Origin of the sequence: Microcoleus sp. M2_D5 (assembly GCF_036701935.1) — a bacterium.
In the GTDB taxonomy this organism is placed as follows: domain Bacteria; phylum Cyanobacteriota; class Cyanobacteriia; order Cyanobacteriales; family Microcoleaceae; genus Microcoleus.
Map to the genome: position 1 here is coordinate 1 of NZ_JAUBRP010000107.1, position 16534 is coordinate 16534.

The 16534-nt window shown below is 47.0% G+C and carries 14 protein-coding genes and 1 pseudogene; 8 read left to right on the top strand and 7 right to left on the bottom strand.

Annotated features, from left to right (window positions below; translation table 11 throughout):
• Window positions 1-96: 96 nt before the first annotated feature.
• The 3 genes and pseudogenes from QUA50_RS27370 to QUA50_RS27380 all read right to left on the bottom strand — a co-directional run bounded on the left by QUA50_RS27370 (window position 97) and on the right by QUA50_RS27380 (window position 3261).
• Window positions 97-741 carry a retropepsin-like aspartic protease gene (locus tag QUA50_RS27370; RefSeq protein WP_333262103.1) on the bottom strand — a complete coding sequence of 215 codons (645 nt, stop codon included), beginning with the start codon at window positions 739-741 and terminating at the stop codon, window positions 97-99.
• Between the two features lie 418 nt (window positions 742-1159).
• On the bottom strand, window positions 1160-2662 hold the full coding sequence (locus tag QUA50_RS27375; protein ID WP_333262106.1) for a hypothetical protein: 1503 nt from the start codon (window positions 2660-2662) through the stop codon (window positions 1160-1162).
• Window positions 2659-3261, bottom strand: a pseudogene (locus QUA50_RS27380) (IS607 family transposase). The gene QUA50_RS27375 and the pseudogene QUA50_RS27380 overlap by 4 nt, the downstream one beginning before the upstream one ends.
• A 173-nt stretch (window positions 3262-3434) precedes the next feature.
• Here QUA50_RS27380 and carA point away from each other — a divergent pair.
• The 6 genes from carA (at window position 3435) to QUA50_RS27410 (ending at window position 8219) form a co-directional block, all read left to right on the top strand.
• Window positions 3435-4592, top strand: coding sequence for a glutamine-hydrolyzing carbamoyl-phosphate synthase small subunit (gene carA, locus QUA50_RS27385; RefSeq protein ID WP_333262109.1), 1158 nt, complete (start codon window positions 3435-3437; stop codon window positions 4590-4592).
• A gap of 181 nt (window positions 4593-4773) precedes the next feature.
• Window positions 4774-5130, top strand: a complete 357-nt coding sequence (locus tag QUA50_RS27390) for an STAS domain-containing protein (protein ID WP_333037230.1) — start codon at window positions 4774-4776, stop codon at window positions 5128-5130.
• A gap of 161 nt (window positions 5131-5291) precedes the next feature.
• Complete coding sequence (locus tag QUA50_RS27395; protein ID WP_333262112.1) at window positions 5292-5444, top strand: hypothetical protein; 153 nt, start codon at window positions 5292-5294, stop codon at window positions 5442-5444.
• A 69-nt stretch (window positions 5445-5513) separates the two neighbouring features.
• Window positions 5514-5960 carry a ribonuclease III domain-containing protein gene (locus QUA50_RS27400; RefSeq protein WP_333262115.1) on the top strand — a complete coding sequence of 149 codons (447 nt, stop codon included), beginning with the start codon at window positions 5514-5516 and terminating at the stop codon, window positions 5958-5960.
• 277 nt (window positions 5961-6237) lie between these two features.
• A complete protein-coding gene (gene rlmB, locus QUA50_RS27405; RefSeq protein WP_333262118.1) occupies window positions 6238-7641 on the top strand; it encodes a 23S rRNA (guanosine(2251)-2'-O)-methyltransferase RlmB in 1404 nt (467 codons plus the stop codon).
• Between the two features lie 299 nt (window positions 7642-7940).
• Window positions 7941-8219, top strand: coding sequence for a DUF1816 domain-containing protein (locus QUA50_RS27410; protein WP_333262120.1), 279 nt, complete (start codon window positions 7941-7943; stop codon window positions 8217-8219).
• Window positions 8220-8428: 209 nt separating this feature from the next.
• On the opposite strand, the gene QUA50_RS27415 is transcribed toward QUA50_RS27410, so the two are convergent.
• From QUA50_RS27415 to QUA50_RS27425, 3 genes are all read right to left on the bottom strand, one after another.
• Complete coding sequence (locus tag QUA50_RS27415; protein WP_333262123.1) at window positions 8429-9259, bottom strand: alpha/beta hydrolase; 831 nt, start codon at window positions 9257-9259, stop codon at window positions 8429-8431.
• A gap of 55 nt (window positions 9260-9314) precedes the next feature.
• The gene (locus tag QUA50_RS27420; protein ID WP_333262125.1) at window positions 9315-10619 is read right to left on the bottom strand and encodes a serine hydrolase; all 1305 of its coding nucleotides are present in this window, start codon (window positions 10617-10619) and stop codon (window positions 9315-9317) included.
• A 345-nt stretch (window positions 10620-10964) separates the two neighbouring features.
• Window positions 10965-11420 carry a helix-turn-helix domain-containing protein gene (locus tag QUA50_RS27425; protein ID WP_015176621.1) on the bottom strand — a complete coding sequence of 152 codons (456 nt, stop codon included), beginning with the start codon at window positions 11418-11420 and terminating at the stop codon, window positions 10965-10967.
• A gap of 1373 nt (window positions 11421-12793) precedes the next feature.
• On the opposite strand from QUA50_RS27425, the gene gatA reads away from it, so the two are divergent.
• Window positions 12794-14254: an Asp-tRNA(Asn)/Glu-tRNA(Gln) amidotransferase subunit GatA gene (gene gatA / locus QUA50_RS27430; protein ID WP_333262128.1), complete on the top strand. Its 1461-nt coding sequence runs from the start codon at window positions 12794-12796 to the stop codon at window positions 14252-14254.
• A gap of 118 nt (window positions 14255-14372) precedes the next feature.
• Window positions 14373-15359 (top strand): alpha/beta fold hydrolase, encoded by a 987-nt coding sequence (locus QUA50_RS27435; protein WP_333262131.1) that lies wholly within the window; start codon window positions 14373-14375, stop codon window positions 15357-15359.
• A 239-nt stretch (window positions 15360-15598) separates the two neighbouring features.
• Here QUA50_RS27435 and QUA50_RS27440 read toward each other — a convergent pair whose 3' ends face one another.
• Complete coding sequence (locus QUA50_RS27440) at window positions 15599-16342, bottom strand: pentapeptide repeat-containing protein (protein WP_333262134.1); 744 nt, start codon at window positions 16340-16342, stop codon at window positions 15599-15601.
• Between the last annotated feature and the right edge of the window lie 192 nt (window positions 16343-16534).

Here is a 16534-nt window from a genome sequence, read left to right on the forward strand (position 1 = left end):
CCCGCCCGTCCACTCATGACGGGCGGGACGCCCATCCCACAATAACAATTAAAATTGTAAGTTATTTAATTCGCGATGCTAACTGCTGACTTCTGTTTAAGACCGCGATCGAAATTCAATGACATCTTGCTTAATAGTCACATCTTTATTACCAAAAAAGTCGTGACCCAACAGTCCGATATCTAGGGATGGCGAGATGGCAACAACTACATTGTTAACCGCTAGACCACCTGCTTCCATAGAACTCAGGCGACCGAGGGGAAAAGTAGCCACTCCGTTGGGAGTTTGTGCTTGCACTGTTCCCTGGAGAACAACGCCCAAGGCTTTAGCCATTGCTGGTGTAATTACTGTGCCGCTAGCTCCAGAATCTACCATCATCTCGAACTTTTGTTTGCCGTTAAACGTGACTTCTATCACCGGGATATTAGCAGCTCGGCGTTTGATTTTTGCCTGAAACACTCCCGACTTTGCCGCCGGCGAAGTGGTGGGCGTCAATGCTTCGGGGAGAAAACCGCAGACTGATTGGCTGAGGTTGACGGTTCGCCCTGACGAGCTCCGCATGAAGCATCCCTCACTTTCTTGAGCCACTGCTCGCGAGGAGTTGGCAACAGTCCCTACTAAAATTGAACTGCTCAGAGAAATAACTGTTGTTAAAACCAGTAACGGTTGGCACAGTTTTTGAGGGTTCTGTAGATGCTGGTATAAGTTTGAGAGTAAAGGCAGGGGAGATTTGCTGGCCATAGTTTGATTAAACGCTGTAGCTCGATCGTAACAGCGACAACTGCCTTTTGGTATAGATATAGAATTTCTGCCCGCCTCCTAAGCTGCTGGCAGATAAATTGCTGGCGCAGGGGCAGGGTGGTTTCATTCTCAGGAAAATCATGGTTTTGTAGGAGTAGTGCTACCCCTACTCCCCGTGCCTACCCCCCCACCGACGATCGAATGGGCGTTTCAGGCATCGGGGCAACCACGGGGGGTTTGCCCCTACAGAGAATTAAACAGCCCTGGGCGCGGGGGGAGATCGAAAATTTGCACTTGTTGCTGCTTTTTGATTACGTGTGGCACAAGTGCCTTGCTTTTCCGAACCGCTTCTAAAAACCTAGACAAACCTACCCACAGGTAAATTTCGCTATGTATAAGTCAGCGGTATAACTTTAAGTCAATCGGAGTTAACGCGCCAGCGCTTGGATGATGCCCGGTCTTGCGACTCGACAACAACCTTAACCAACTCCGCCCAGTTAGAGATGCTATAGTAATCGTGTCTGCGATTAACTACACCACATTGACCGATAAATTTATTCAGTTGATTCAGCGCGCTCCATACGTGCTTTCTCGGGTTCACCCCAAGATAGGCGGACACAGAGCGCGGCAATCTTTCACTCTTATTCATGCCTCTTCTAGCAATCGCAATCGCAGCGGCGATATCAGAGGACAATCCATACATCCGAGCATATTTAACCTTGCCAATTAAACTGGTATAAGCTGGATTGCGAGTAAATAAACAAATGCCGCGATTGGATAAAATCGACTCTAAAAGCTGATAGAAACGGCTATAAGCCCAACCAGAAAGCATTCGAGCATACTTTGAGCCGCGTTCTCTCAATTGGGTTTTCTTTGTGGCAAAATCTAGCGACTCGCAAACAATACCGCAGGCTCTTGTATCAGCTAACATGGCTAGTTGCAGGCAAGCATCCACAATTTGAGCCGACTGTTTGCCAGTAGGTAAACCCATCTGAAGGGGAATCGAGCCTTTGTCCTTCAAATTGCCGGCTCCATCCACATACGCCCAACCAATTGAACCTGGATTCATGTCGATACCAATACAACCATATTCAATGGGTCTACTTACTTTCGGTACGGGTGCAGGAGTGAATTGTACTGCTACCACCCATCGCTGGGCTTGACGATAAAAATGCCATGTTTTAGCACCCGTCGCGGGCAATCGATCGATCTGACGTGAGAAGGAGCCGATGGTTGATTCAACATACTTACCATACTTAGACTCTAAACAATAGGGAACTCGAAACTTGACTTGATAACCATCCCATTGACAGGTTTGATTGCCCAAACTTTCATCTTTAGAACCAACCACAAATACTTCGCCTATCGACACTTTTACCTGTATAGGTTCTAGTTTGAAAGCGGCTATTTCTTGGGTTAGTTTATAGATGTATCTTTTTTTATGGTGTAAATTAAATTTTGTATAATACCAGTTAGTCTTCTGAGTTTTCAGCGAAGTTGCCAGGGGAAAGTTACAACCTGTTTTCGAGTCATGCCAATTCTTATTAGCATAAAACTTGCGCGCTAACCGCAGTTTTTTTTGCGTTTTTTTCACCCAATCAATAGCTGATTTTAATTTTGACTCTAACTGTTTAATGTGGTTGGTTCTACATTGACGTGCTGCATCTACCTTTCCTTGAGACAAAGCGATAATCCCGCCAGCCTGACGTTTGTTTATGCCGAACTTTTCTTGTAGGTAACTATTCCATTTGGATTTGTCAAACTTGATCTTTAACGACAACAAATAATTAACTGTAGCGAGGGTGGCTCGGTAACTTAATCCGGCATAATCGAAGAGAAATAGCTCGAAATTGGTTAATCCTAATGGGGTGAGTTCATCCCGGGGTGTTGGTAATCCTTTGCAATAAGTTAGAGTAGTCATAGCTTGAGAGCTACCTCCCTCAGTTCTTCTACTATCTTTTTATTTTTGTGACTCCGACTGCCATAGAGACGAGCTGAAAATACTGTAATTATTTCTAAGACATCGGCTGCTAAATCTTCCTCAAATGTGCTATCATCGGAGCGATTAATAATTATTACCTCTGTAGAGAAACTCTCACATAAGGTAAAGATTAAATCTGAGCCGAATCTCAGCAATCTATCTTTATGAGTTAATACTAATCTTTCCACTTGGTAACTGGTAATTAGTTTGATCGACCTAATTAGTCCTTTCTTTTTATAATTCATGCCACTGCCCATATCTTGGATGATTTCAAATTCCCATCCATGCTGGGCGCAATAGCTTTCTAAAACTAGAACTTGTCTTTTAATATCGTCTTTTTGATCGTGACTGGATACTCTGGCATAGCCTACTGTCAATTCACTGCCTGTTTTATTGCCAATTAAGTCAGCAATATCATAGCGACGATGACCACCAACTGTACGGGTTTATTTAATTTTGCCGTCAGCCTCCCATCGATGCAAGGTTTTGACCGTTACACCTAATAGCTCGGCTGCTTGGAGGGGACTTAACCTAGACATAACTTGATTATATCACAGCTTTTGTCTAGGTTAAGGGCGTCTTGTCCAGATTTTGACTCTCAGTTACTAAACCCTTGCACAAATTAAAATAATATCTGTACATTGCCGACTAGCATCAAATCCCTGGCAGTGGTAAGAATTAAATAAACCAAACGAAAGTAATTGAGGATGCCATGTCACTTTCAACTGCACAACCCGCTCTCCTAGTCCTGGCTGACGGTACTGCTTACCGCGGCTGGTCGTTTGGCGCTGACGCCACCGTCGTTGGCGAGGTAGTATTTAATACGGGAATGACGGGCTACCAAGAAGTATTGACCGATCCCAGCTATTGCGGTCAAATTGTCACTTTTACTTATCCAGAATTGGGCAATACCGGGGTAAATCTTGAAGACGAAGAATCCTCGCGCCCGCAAATTCGGGGTGCGATCGCCCGCAACGTATGCAGCCGCCCCAGCAACTGGCGCTGCTCGCAATCTCTGCAAGACTACCTGAAACAGTACGATATCCCCGGAATTTACGGGATCGACACCCGCGCCCTGACTCGCAAAATTCGCACGGTGGGAGCGATCAACGGCGGCATTTCGACGACGATTCTCGACCAGGCAGAGCTTTTGGAGCTAGTGCAAGATGCCCCCAGCATGGACGGGCTGAATCTGGTTCGGGAAGTCACCACTCGCGAGGTTTACGAGTGGTCCCAAGCCACGGACTCGGTTTGGGAGTTCAGTCCTACAGTCAAACCTGAAGAAGGCCAAATGTGGACTGTGGTAGCGCTAGACTTTGGGATCAAGCGCAACATCCTGCGGCGTCTGGCGAGTTACGGGTGTCGGGTCATCGTTGTCCCCGCTGACACGTCGCCGGAGGAAATCCTCAAATACAACCCGGACGGCATTTTTCTGTCCAACGGCCCCGGAGATCCGGCGGCGGTAACGGAAGGGATCGCGACTGCGAAAGCTTTGTTAAAGTCGGACAAACCCGTATTCGGCATCTGTATGGGACACCAAATTTTGGGACTTTCCTTGGGTGCAGAAACTTTTAAACTTAAGTTCGGCCATCGGGGATTGAATCATCCAGCGGGTTTAACTCAGCAAGTAGAAATTACTAGCCAAAATCACGGTTTTGCGATCGACCCCGATTCCCTAGCCCCCGAAGTAGAGATTACTCATCTCAATTTGAACGATCGCACCGTAGCCGGATTGAAGCATAAAACTCTGCCGCTGTTTTCAGTGCAATACCACCCCGAAGCCAGTCCGGGCCCGCACGATGCCGACTATTTATTCGATCGATTCGTGCAGTCAATGCGAGACAATCAGAAAGTAGCCAGCAGTAAGTAGTCCTTAGTCAGCAGTCATTAGTCAGTATTCATCAGAGGCTGTTTGTGTCGATCGCTTCTGAGTAATGACTAATGACTAATCACTAACGACTAAAAAACTGTAGACAAAAGACCAAAAAACTCCTATAATGAAGCCTCGACTTTAAGCCATATCTAGCTAGGAGGGTGTCATTCCTGAGTCATTGACCCTGACCGTTAGCCTCAGAGGCACTCGCGAAGTCAAGAATAACTATCAGTTATTTCGCTTGACGGGCCTGCTGGACGCTTTTTCTGAGGCCACTTTTCGGAAGGTAATAAGCAAATGTATTGACGAGGGCCCAAAACACGTAATTTTGGACTTGTCGCAGATAGACTTTGTGGATAGTTCAGGCTTGGGCGCACTTGTGCAGCTTGTCAAAAAAGCCCAAACCTTGGAGGGGACATTGCAAATTGTCTCAAATCCCCGCGTAACTCAGACTGTTAAACTGGTTCGCTTAGAGAAATTTTTGTCTTTGCAGCCTTCGGTTGATGAGGCGGTAAAAAACGTCAAGGATGCTTGACGCCAAAGTGAATTAAATTAGCTATCCGGTTCTCAACGCTGGATAGCAAATTTTTATTTTTGTGCGGGTAAAACAATACCGATTTTCTCAGAAGCTGCGACACGCGCCAGCGGCTATTTCCCGGATGCCTAGAGTTTCGGCGGATGGGCAGTAAAATATGTGTGGCAAACACGCGAAAAAATGGTATAAAAATTAGAGCATCCCGATTTGGTAAAAAGCCTTTTTTAGGAGTGCGATCGTCGCGCCAAGCTTTGCCTATATATCTCGCTTCGCGATCGGACAGCGAACACTCCTGGGAAAGCTATAATTGCTGAAGTAGTGAAAGACGCAATAAGTAAGTGACTAGAAAAACCAAGCTGTGCGGAAGTTTTATTTAAAAAAGTATGTCGCCGATCGCAGATGACGGACTCAAACTGAGTCTGACCGATATCAGTTTAAATCGAGTGCATCCTGCGAGGGCTACACCAGCAGAAATAGAAAGAATTTCGCCCGCAGCCTGGGCATATTTGGGAGATGCAGTGTACGAACTCTACGTTCGGAGTTCGTACTTAATGCCGCCCAAAAGATTGCAAGCTTATCACGAATTGGTGGTGGGGCAAGTACGAGCCGAAACTCAAGCGCGTCATTTGCGATCGATCTCTCCTTACTTGAACAGTACAGAATTAGCAATTGTCAAGCGCGGCCGCAATGCTGCTGCGGGCCGTTCTAAGCGAGCAGATCCAGAGATATACCAACAAGCCAGCAGCTTAGAAACCTTGGTGGGATATTTGTATCTCACCGATCCCGAAAGATTGAGCGAACTTCTGGCACTTTTAGAACTTGAGACTTAAAGGATGTTGTAGCAGTTAAGAGTTGGGAATGGGGAGGGATTAATTAATTAACCATCCTTGCACGGCTAATATAAAACCGCCAATATCTCGATCGGCAAAACAGGATTTATCAGTTATTAACTAGCCATTGGAACACAGCAAAATCCTTGCTCCCTCGCTAGACTATCTCAAATCTCAAAGCCCAAAGATTGCTCCCTCAATCAAGAATCTCACATCTACAATCTACAATCTACAATCGATTAGCCTTCAGCCAAAACGTTTTGACTACAAGAAACCAATGAGAAAATTTACCAGACCTAACTCCTCGCGATCGAATTCCGACAGCAAGCCATTCAAAAGCGAAGGCCGCCGTCAGGACTCACAACCATCCTCTGCCCGCTTTGAACGCAAGCCCCGTCCGGATACTCGCGGAGTAGACGCGCCTCAAAAGCGATCGACCTTCGCCCCGCAATCGCGAGAAATGCCCGTGAGAGCAATTTTCAAACGGAGAGTCGATGCCGACGGCCAACCGGAAATTCGCAGAAATAATCATTTCAAAGACAGAGACAGCAGCCCGCAGGAATCCAGGGGCAATTATTACCAAGACAGAGACAGAGACAGCAGCCCCCAGCCTGCCCGCAACAATTTCCGAGACAGAGACAGAGACAGAGACAGCAGCCCCCAGCCTGCCCGCAACAATTTCCGAGACAGAAACAGAGACAGAGACAGGAGCCCCCAGCCTGCCCGCAACAATTTCCGAGACAGAAACAGAGACAGAGACAGCAGCCCGCAGGAATCCAGGGGCAATTATTACAAAGACAGAGACAAAGACAATAGCCCGCAGGAATTCCGGGGCAACCATTTCAGAGACAGAGACAAAGACAGAGACACTCGCCCTGTGGACAGTGCCTCAAATACAGTCATGCAACCAGACGCAGACACAGACGACATGATTTACGGCCGCCATGCGGTACAAGCAGCTTTAGAAACAAACCAAGTCCTCAACCGGATTTGGGTTGTTCCCCACCTGCGCTACGATCCCCGCTTTCACAGCTTGCTAACCGAAGCCAAAGCCAACGGCAGCATCATCGACGAAGTTGACGATTTGCGCCTCGACTACATCACGCGCAAAGCCAACCACCAAGGCGTAGCGGCTCAAGTATCAGCCTACGAATACCTGGATTTGAGCGAACTGATCGCAAAGGCTAAGTCTGCTTGCCAAGATCCAGTAATTGTGGTAGCAGAAGGACTCAACGACCCGCACAATCTAGGGGCGATCGTTCGCACCGCAGAAGCATTGGGATCTCAGGGCATGGTGATTCCGCAGCGGCGGGCTGTTGGGATTACCTCGGCAGTGAGAAAAGTGGCAGCAGGGGCATTGGAAAGCCTGCCCGTGGCGAGGGTTGTCAATCTTAACCGGGCGCTGGAAGAACTCAAAGAGGCTGGATTCTGGATTTATGGTACTGCAGCAGGCGTCGGTCAATCTATAGAGACAGTCAATTTCTCCGGGCCTACTGTTTTAGTGGTGGGTGGTGAGGCTGACGGTTTGAGCCTTTTGATACAGCGCGGATGTGACGGATTAGTTTCAATTCCTTTAAGGGGCCATACTCCTAGCCTGAATGTCTCGGTAGCAACGGGGATGGCTTTATACGAAATTTACCGCCAGCGCGGGCCCAAAAAGTTTCACGTACACGGATCGTAAAGGTGGTTGAAAAAAAGAGCACAACAGAGTAGTTTAGTGTGAATGCTGCCTAGAATGGAGCAGCACCACACCCGGAACAAGTAAGGATAGCCGATCGACTGTCGTTACTTGTTCAGGCGAAAGTAGAAGGGGCCAGGCCCCTAGGTTCAAACAAGAATTCGACACCAATCTATTTAAATATCAGCTTTAAATAGGTTTGGATAGGTTCTTGGTAGCAGTCAGCCACGTGTAAATAACAAAAGCCTAGGCGTGTTCGCAGCACCCTGAAAACACCGTCAAATACATTAGAAGAAAAGCAGATGAAAGAATTCTTGATTAGCTTGCTCAACTTTTTCGGATTGGCTTGGTGGGTTGAAGTTAAAACTTCAGCGCCGCGGTGCATTTACTATTTTGGCCCGTTCTTAACCGAGAAAGAGGCGGAAGCTGCAAAAGCAGGATATGTAGAAGACATAGAAAATGAAGGGGCAGAAGGTGTTAGTGTTTCGATTCACCGCTGCAAACCAATTACTTTGACGGTTGCAGAAGATTTGGGAAAGCTTGGTGATGGAGGGCTGTGGCCGGTTTTGAGCGGTCAGTAGAAGCAGGGGGAATTTTGAGTTTTGAGTTTTGAGTTGTAAATTAAAATTCGGTAACTACGGAATTATACCCTGCTTGCGAGTCCTGATAGCGACAGGAAGCTCCCACTGCACTCGGAAAATTATGATTCGGATGCAAACGGCAGCGATATAAATTCCAAATTATTGACTGTTGGGTGATTAATTGCTTCTGACAAACTCCAAACTTAAGATTAGCAATTGCCAACTGCTTCGGGGTGAGTCTCAATCCAGCGATCGATGTCTGCGAGTACCCGATCGGGAATTTCCCAAGGGAACAAGTGGGCTGTATTGGGATAGCACTGCCACTGACAATCGTGGAGGTGGCGGGCGGTTTCTAAACTGGATGCTGAGGTGATGTGCCGATCGCCTTCTCCGGCCAACACCAAGCTGGGACAATGAATGTCGTGCAGGTGCGGCAGTCGATCGTATCCGGCCCTCAGAGCGGTATTTAACGCCTTTGTGGCCGTGTTGGAAGTCTTGAGGTAGGCGGGGGTACCTGCCTGTGCTAAGTAGCGGTAAGGGGTGGCGTTATGCTGCTGTATCAAGTAGCGAAAGAGCGATCGCCTCGCAAAAGTATCAATATTCCACTGCCAACCGGGTATCGCCCAATTGATAATTCCGGCTAAACCGGTGTAAAGGTTATCTTGCCAAGAGATGGGAGGGTGACTTCCTCGCGGTTTTGCTGCGGATGCGAGTACAATTAAACCGGTGACTCGCTGGGGATATTTCATGGCTAATTCCAGGGCTAAAATCCCTCCCAAAGACCATCCGATCGCCAAACACCGATCGACTCCTAATCTGTCTAATAGTGCTTCTAAATCGAGGAGGTGGTCGGTCATTTCAAAGGGAACCGAGGTGCGGCTGTTGCCGTATCCGCGCAAGTCTGGGGCGATGGTTTGGAAGCGTTTTGATAGGTGTTCTGTAAAGACCGACATACAATCGCCGGAACCTGGATGGCCGTGCAAGCAGAGAATAGGAAACCCTTTGCCTTTGACGGAAACACTGAGTTGTTGGTGCGGCATTTTTTAACTGTTTGGGCGGTGCGTTGTCCCCGCTATAAATTTTATATTCCAGCGGTTAAAAGCTGGGGTTTCGGACCATGTAATCTGCAATTTTAGAAATAGACTGGCGCATTTGTAGCTCGCCGCTGCGGCTGTCAATTACAGTAATCACATAGGCCTCGCCGTCAATGCTCATCGCTAAAGTTGTGCCTAGCACCCAGGAATTTTGGCCGGTTTTTTCGCCCAACCACTGAGCTTTAGTTCCTTCCAACGCGGCAAATCCCAGAGCGCGATCGTACTGGCGGTTGAGAGTTTCTATTAACAGTTTAGCACCTGGTGTTTCGCCGTTGTAAATTTGCACCATCATTTCGGTGAGTTCGTTAGCAGTCAGGCGGTTGCGACCGGAACCGGGGTTGGAGGGCATAATTCTTTCCCCCATTAATTTGAAGTTGACGCGGGTGACTTCGTAGCCGCTATTATCTAAATATTGATTGATGTAATCCGAACCTAAATAATCGATCAGTTGATTGGTGGCGATATTGCTGCTGCGATAGATCATTTCTTCTAACAGTAGCTGTAGCGGGTAATTGCGATTGGATCTAATCTTTGCCGATGCGTCTTCGGTGAAATTACCGCGACTGACTAATACTTCCTGGTTCAGACTAATTTTTTCTCGATCGACTTTTTGCATCAGGGCGACAGCAATCGGCAATTTAATTAAGCTGGCCGGACTGACAGGAGGTACATCGCCCCGCAGATGTACGCATTCTCTAGAAAGGTTGCAAATACCGATCGAAGCTTGAGCCGACAAACCGCTTTCCCGGGCAAGCGCACCCAAAACATTAGATTTTGCTTGCTGCACTTGAAAGGTTGCTGCTGTTAAATTTTCCCGGTATTCTTGAGTTTTTGAGGCAGTGACGGAAGCTAAAAATGAATTTTGAGGAACTTCCTGCAAGTTGTTGAGGGCTTGATGCCAGAAAAATTGAGTTTGCTGCGAAGATTCGATCGACTTATTGGGCTGCTGTTTAGTTTCTAGGGCTCGGTTTGCTAAACGGACTGCTTGCTGTAAGTTGTCGTTAGCTCTCTGTTCTACTAATATTTGAGCTTCCACCGCTTGCAACTGCTGTAGCAGTTGTTCTTGAGGATTGGCTGCTGCGAAGGGAACTAAGCCGGAAAGGATGCTTGGTTCTGGGGAGGGAGATGAGGGTTGTTCTAATTCGGCGATCAGCCCATCGCGAATTTTGTAGAGTTCGTCTAAGGAACGCGGGTTAGATGATTGAGAGAATGAACTTGCGATGGTTAACATCTGAACCAGTCCAATGCCGGCTACTACTGCCGCCATCTTGTTGGCGATCGACAAAAAACGCTTGAACTCTCGCATATTTAACATCCTCAACACCACCACATTCAATATAAGCAGCTCTTGTTACATCAGTCAAACGATTTTAGATTTTAGATTTTAGATTTTAGATTTTTTCTTCAATCTAAGGATCGGGAATTAAATAACTTACAATTTTAATTGTTATTGTGGGATGGGCTCTTATAGCCCGTCCTTAAAAGACGGGCTATAAGAGCCCATCCCACTTTCAAGAGTGGAAGTTATTTAATTCTCATTCCTAATATCTAAAATCTAAAATAGTTCGATCGCCCCAATGTGGCAAAATAACAAGAATAAAGGGAGCGATCGCACGAAGCTAATCAACCCCCTCTAAATATTGCGAACTATCTACTTTCTGCGCCGCCGTCGCCAGTCAGCACCCAACCGCTTGAGGTAATCCCAGCCGCGTTGGGGCCAGACATGATCGCTACCGATTTTTTCGGCAATCCAGCGAGCGACTTTGGGGCCTGTCCAGTCTCCGCCGTCGGGGGCAGATCCTTGCAGCGCCTGTCGCAATTCTTCTTGCTGTTCTGGATTCAGCAAGGATTTCGCAGGAGGGGGCTGGCGGTCTCCGCTGCGGTTTCTGACAGAGTTAGGGCCTTCTCGGTTGTAGCGCTGGACAATTTCTTTGGCGTAGTCGTAGTTGAGGCCTACGACTTGGGCTGCTTGTTTGATAGTCCAATTTCGGGAAACTAACAGCAGCAAGTGCCAGCGGCGCGACTCTGTGGTGTTTTGTGCCTGCCGGTAGCGAATTTTGAGTTCCTCTGCCGTCAGGTGGGATTCTAAGTGAGCTTTAGGTGGCATTCCTCCAACGGGGCATCGGGAACTTCTTACCATATATCTTGGGTTTTGGGGATAATTCCGGATGAAATTATTTTCCTGGGGATCGTTCGGGCCAATAAGTAGCTTTTTTTACCGCAGATGCACGCAGCTACTCGCACTTGAGGAAGTACCAAGAATTTCAAAGGTGGTACCCGCCACGTGATTTATCTCGCGCAAATCAATCCAAAATCTAAAATCCTTGCGTCCCCCGCATTTATCCGTGGGGTCGCCTCTAAAATCTAAAATCTGAAATCTAAAACCTAAAATCGATTGACTGCTGTTTTTTTTGCAGGTGCGCGCAACAAAAGACCTCGGCGTGGCGGTGAGGGTTTCGAGCTTTTTTGTGAACCCCAGATTTCTGACAGGCTTTTTGACATAAAGCATCCAGGATACAAGCCCCCGTATTCATCCGTCCAGAAATAAAAAACCTGTATCCGATAAAGTCGCCGAACGTATTTATCCGTGCGGTCAATTCTAAAATCTAAAATCTAAAATCTAAAATCTAAAATCGATTGACCTTTGGCACAAGGGGCGCGGATGGGAAAAGGTCGATCGATATTTTATTCGATCGCCCACCCGCCATAAATTCACTCTGATGACTGATAACTTTCTGTCATTTTTGACTAAAAAGTGTTCTTCATAATTTGACCCTAATTATTAGGGTATCGCCCGCCATAATCTAATCTTTTATTATCATAATTTTTATTTTTAGTTCATTTTTTCTGAATTTATAAGAGGCAACTAATCTCCTATTAAATTAGATTTAAGTGCTGCAAATTGTCTGTGTACATAGCTTAAATTAATTAATAGGTGGGTATGTTGTGACAACTATGATAGTCCGAACCTTTCCAGAAATAAAGCAGTTACGATCTGGAATTACTTTATGTTTTATGTCATTTTTTCCATTAATCCTGGGTTGCATAGAAGAGAAGCTAGGTTATAATATTTTAGAATTTAGATTACAGAATAGGGAATGAATTATTTTCTAATGATTGTCATCTTGCCTACACATTATTAGAGGCAGAACCTAATTATGTAGGGGGCGCATTGCAGACCTTACCCCTTACTCACATAATTCGCGCGTCCAACCACTTGTTGCATAAGTTTTGATATAGTTGCATTCTTGGCTTGTTAAAAGATGAGGTAAAAAACTCGATCGCTATTTTGTGTCTGGTGGGATTTTGGGAATTTAATCTATTGTATATAAAATGACCGATCGCGCGTTAGCGGAACCCTCTTCGAGGCTCCAACTTTCGCCACAAAAATAGCGGACTTTGCCTTCGGGCTGTAAGCAGGTACAATTGCCAGTTATATTAACTGTATTGTCTCAAAGTAGAAATAATCAAGGTACGAGCATGGCATCCATCCGCGAGTTGCACCGACAACTGGTCAATAAAGAACGCTCTGCTGTGGAAATTACTCAAGAAGCATTAGACCGAATTACCCAGCTAGAGCCGAAGTTGAAAAGCTTTCTGTGCGTGACAGCAGACAGCGCACTGGCGCAGGCCCATAAAGTGGATGCCCAAATCGCAGCCGGAGAGCAAATTGGCCTGTTGGCCGGCATCCCGATCGCCGTTAAAGATAATATGTGTACCGAGGGCGTTCCCACAACCTGCGCCTCTCGAATTTTGGAGAATTTTGTTCCTCCCTACGATGCTACCGTCGTCTCGAAACTCCAAGCAGCCGGTGCGGTGATTGTGGGCAAGGCGAATATGGACGAGTTTGCAATGGGGAGCTCGACAGAAACTTCTGCCTATCAAGTTACCGCGAATCCTTGGGACTTGGAGCGCGTGCCCGGAGGTTCTTCTGGCGGTTCTGCCGCAGCGGTAGCCGCCGGAGAATGCGTCGTGAGTTTGGGTTCGGATACAGGGGGATCGATCCGCCAACCTGCTGCTTTTTGCGGGTTGGTGGGGCTGAAACCGACTTATGGGTTGGTTTCTCGCTACGGTTTGGTGGCCTATGCTTCTTCTCTCGATCAAATCGGGCCCTTTGGCCGGACTGTTGAGGATTCGGCGATTTTGTTGGGGGCGATCGCCGGTTACGATCCGAGAGATTCTACGAGTCTTAATGTTCCAATTCCTGACTACGCTCAAGCTTTAAGACCCAGTTTGCGACCGAAGGGTCAGATTAGAATTGGTGTAATTAAAGAAACTTTTGGTGTAGGGCTGGACTCCGGGGTTAAAGAAGCCGTTACTAAGGCGATCGAGCAATTTCAACAATTGGGCGCCGAAATTCAAGTCATTTCTTGTCCCCGGTTCCGCTACGGTTTGCCGACTTACTACATTATTGCTCCCTCGGAAGCTTCGGCAAATTTGGCGCGATATGATGGAGTTAAGTACGGTTTCCGGTCTCCAGACTCCGACAATCTTTTGGATATGTATGCCAAAACCCGGTCTCAAGGGTTCGGTGCGGAAGTTAAACGCCGGATTGCGATCGGCACTTACGTATTGTCGGCGGGATATTACGATGCCTATTATCTCAAAGCTCAAAAAGTTCGGACTTTGATTAAAGAAGACTTTGAAAAAGCTTTTTCTCAAGTTGATGTTTTAGTCTGTCCCACTGCTCCTACTACCGCATTTAAGGCAGGCGAAAAATTCAATGACCCCCTGAGTATGTATTTGTCAGACTTGATGACTATTCCCGTGAACCTTGCTGGTTTGCCAGCTTTGAATTTGCCCTGCGGATTTGATGATAAAGGACTGCCCGTGGGTATACAACTGATTGGTAATGTTTTGCAAGAATCTCGGTTGTTTCAGGTGGCTCACGCTTACGAACAGTCTACGAATTGGCACTTGCACCACCCCGAATTGCATTAATTTTTGAAAATCGGCGGAATACGGTGGCGGAAGTTAGTAATCGATCTTGGCTAATTGTCTGAATTAATAATTTGCCATTAGCTTTTGAGCGATCTCTAATTTCCCGCGTGCTCTATCTATGAACAATTTGCTAGTATTCCTTTTGTCTAAATCGCTAATAGCTTTTGGGATAGTTTTGGCCGTTGCTTATTCTGCTGCTTGTGTATTCCTCTTTGTAGCGCAAGGTAAGTTTATCTTTTTTCCGGCGCGGGCGATCGAAACTACGCCAGATGATTTTCAGTTGAAATATCAAGATGTCTGGCTGCCAATTCCAACTAAAACAGGCGCGGTGGAAAGCGTGCACGGGTGGTGGATTCCTGCCTCGAAAACCCCCCCCAGCCCCCCCTTGTTAAGGGGGGGAGCAAGAAACGGAGAGTCGTTTCTGGCTACGCCCCAAAGTGAGAGAGGGGCCGTCGCTCCGGTTCCCCCCCTTAACAAGGGGGGGTTAGGGGGGGTAGTTTTGTACCTGCACGGCAATGCTTCAAATGTGGGAGCAAATGTCGAACACGCTTATCGATTTCATGGGTTAGGTTTGTCGGTATTTGTGATGGATTATCGCGGTTATGGAAAAAGTCAGGGCGATTTTCCCAGTGAATCTCAGGTTTATGAGGATGCTCAACTTGCTTGGGATTATTTGGTGAAACAGCGGGGGATTAACCCGAATCAAATTTATATCTACGGTCATTCTTTGGGAGGGGCCGTCGCGATCGATCTGGCCGTGCGCCACCCGGAGGCGGCAGGGGTAATTGTAGAAGGCTCTTTTACTTCGACGCGGGCGATGGTGGATTTCCAAAAAGGGCTGTTTTGGATGTTTCCGATCGATGTTTTGCTGACACAGCGGTTTGATTCTCTTTCAAAAGTCGATCGGCTGCAAATGCCCGTGCTGTTTATTCACGGGACTGCTGACAATGTAGTTCCAGTAGAAATGAGCAAAAAACTGTTTGATGCAGCACCTGAACCCAAACAGTTGTACATAGTTCCTGATGGAGGTCACACTAATGTGGCAGATATCGGGGGCGCAGAATATCTGCAAATACTGAGCCAATTTTTAGGTTTTTCAAAGTAAAGAAAAGCTGTTGGCGGTAACAGGTTAAGTTTGATATATGTACCGCCCGCTCGCACTTCTTTCTAACAGTAGATATCTGAAACAGAGCAGTTATCGCGACGATACTGCTTAGGAGCGTCAATTCAATAATTTCCCTTTTTTCTTCTTGTGGGATGGGCGTCCCGCCCGTCTATCGGGGACGGGCCGGACGCCCATCCCACAACAGTCATGAAAATTGGATTTTATTTAATTCTCATCCCTTAGTAGAACCTTAATACATTGAGCCACCAGTCATTTAAGGCATAGCAGTAATTGCAGTAATTGTTCGCGCTTATAGCTTGTTCTTTCTTAACTTCGCAGCCTCGCCGAGATGTTTTTTGGTTTGGCATCCGGGCACCGCAAAGATTGGCATCTGTGAGATTAGCTTTGTTCAATCTCGCATCCCTCAAGTCGGCATTTCTCATATCTGCACCGCTGAGATTTGCACCGCTTAAATCGGCTTCCTTGAGGTCTGCACCCCTGAGATTTGCACCGCTTAAATCGGCATTTCTCAGGTCGGTTCGAGTTAGTTTAGCGGCGCTCAAATTACTGCATTTTAAGTTAGCCAACTGGAGGGATGCGTCTGGCAGAAAACTCTCGCTGAGGTTGGCATTTTCTAAGTTGGCTCCCCTGATGTCGGCCCTGCTCATGTCGGCTTTGCTGAGGTCGGCGTCGGCCAAAAAGGCGTTTCTCATGTTGGCGTTGTTTAAATTAGCTTCCATTAAATCAGCCGCAGTCAAGTCGGCATCAACTAAGTCAGCCCTGCTGAGAGTGGCGCCGCTTAAGGAAGCGCCAAACAAATCTGCACGGCTTAAGGAAGCGCCAAATAAGTCGCATCCGGGACATCCTCTGGTTTCTAGCAGCCGCTTGACTAGAGACAGATTTTGAGCTTGTAAGGGAAGTGCGGCGCAAAATGGGAGTAGCATTATCGCTGCAGTCAGAATTTTCAGTTTGATTTTGGTCATAGTCGGGGTAAGTCCTGTAACTGCCTTTCATCAACGATTTGTCTGCTGGACTTACACGCGCGGGCCCAAAAACCCGGTTTCCTCGTTAATTCCTGGCTGTCAAACCCAATATTCTAAGGAATGAAAATTAAATAACTTCCACTCTAGAAAGTGGGATGGGCGTCCCGCCCGTCTTTTAAGGACGGGCGGGAC

Coding starts and splice junctions, on each gene's coding strand:
- QUA50_RS27370 (WP_333262103.1), bottom strand. CDS start 741: ATGGCCAGCAAATCTCCCCTGCCTTTACTCTCAAACTTATACCAGCAT.
- QUA50_RS27375 (WP_333262106.1), bottom strand. CDS start 2,662: ATGACTACTCTAACTTATTGCAAAGGATTACCAACACCCCGGGATGAA.
- carA (WP_333262109.1), top strand. CDS start 3,435: ATGTCACTTTCAACTGCACAACCCGCTCTCCTAGTCCTGGCTGACGGT.
- QUA50_RS27400 (WP_333262115.1), top strand. CDS start 5,514: ATGTCGCCGATCGCAGATGACGGACTCAAACTGAGTCTGACCGATATC.
- rlmB (WP_333262118.1), top strand. CDS start 6,238: ATGAGAAAATTTACCAGACCTAACTCCTCGCGATCGAATTCCGACAGC.
- QUA50_RS27410 (WP_333262120.1), top strand. CDS start 7,941: ATGAAAGAATTCTTGATTAGCTTGCTCAACTTTTTCGGATTGGCTTGG.
- QUA50_RS27415 (WP_333262123.1), bottom strand. CDS start 9,259: ATGCCGCACCAACAACTCAGTGTTTCCGTCAAAGGCAAAGGGTTTCCT.
- QUA50_RS27420 (WP_333262125.1), bottom strand. CDS start 10,619: ATGCGAGAGTTCAAGCGTTTTTTGTCGATCGCCAACAAGATGGCGGCA.
- QUA50_RS27425 (WP_015176621.1), bottom strand. CDS start 11,420: ATGCCACCTAAAGCTCACTTAGAATCCCACCTGACGGCAGAGGAACTC.
- gatA (WP_333262128.1), top strand. CDS start 12,794: ATGGCATCCATCCGCGAGTTGCACCGACAACTGGTCAATAAAGAACGC.
- QUA50_RS27435 (WP_333262131.1), top strand. CDS start 14,373: ATGAACAATTTGCTAGTATTCCTTTTGTCTAAATCGCTAATAGCTTTT.
- QUA50_RS27440 (WP_333262134.1), bottom strand. CDS start 16,342: ATGACCAAAATCAAACTGAAAATTCTGACTGCAGCGATAATGCTACTC.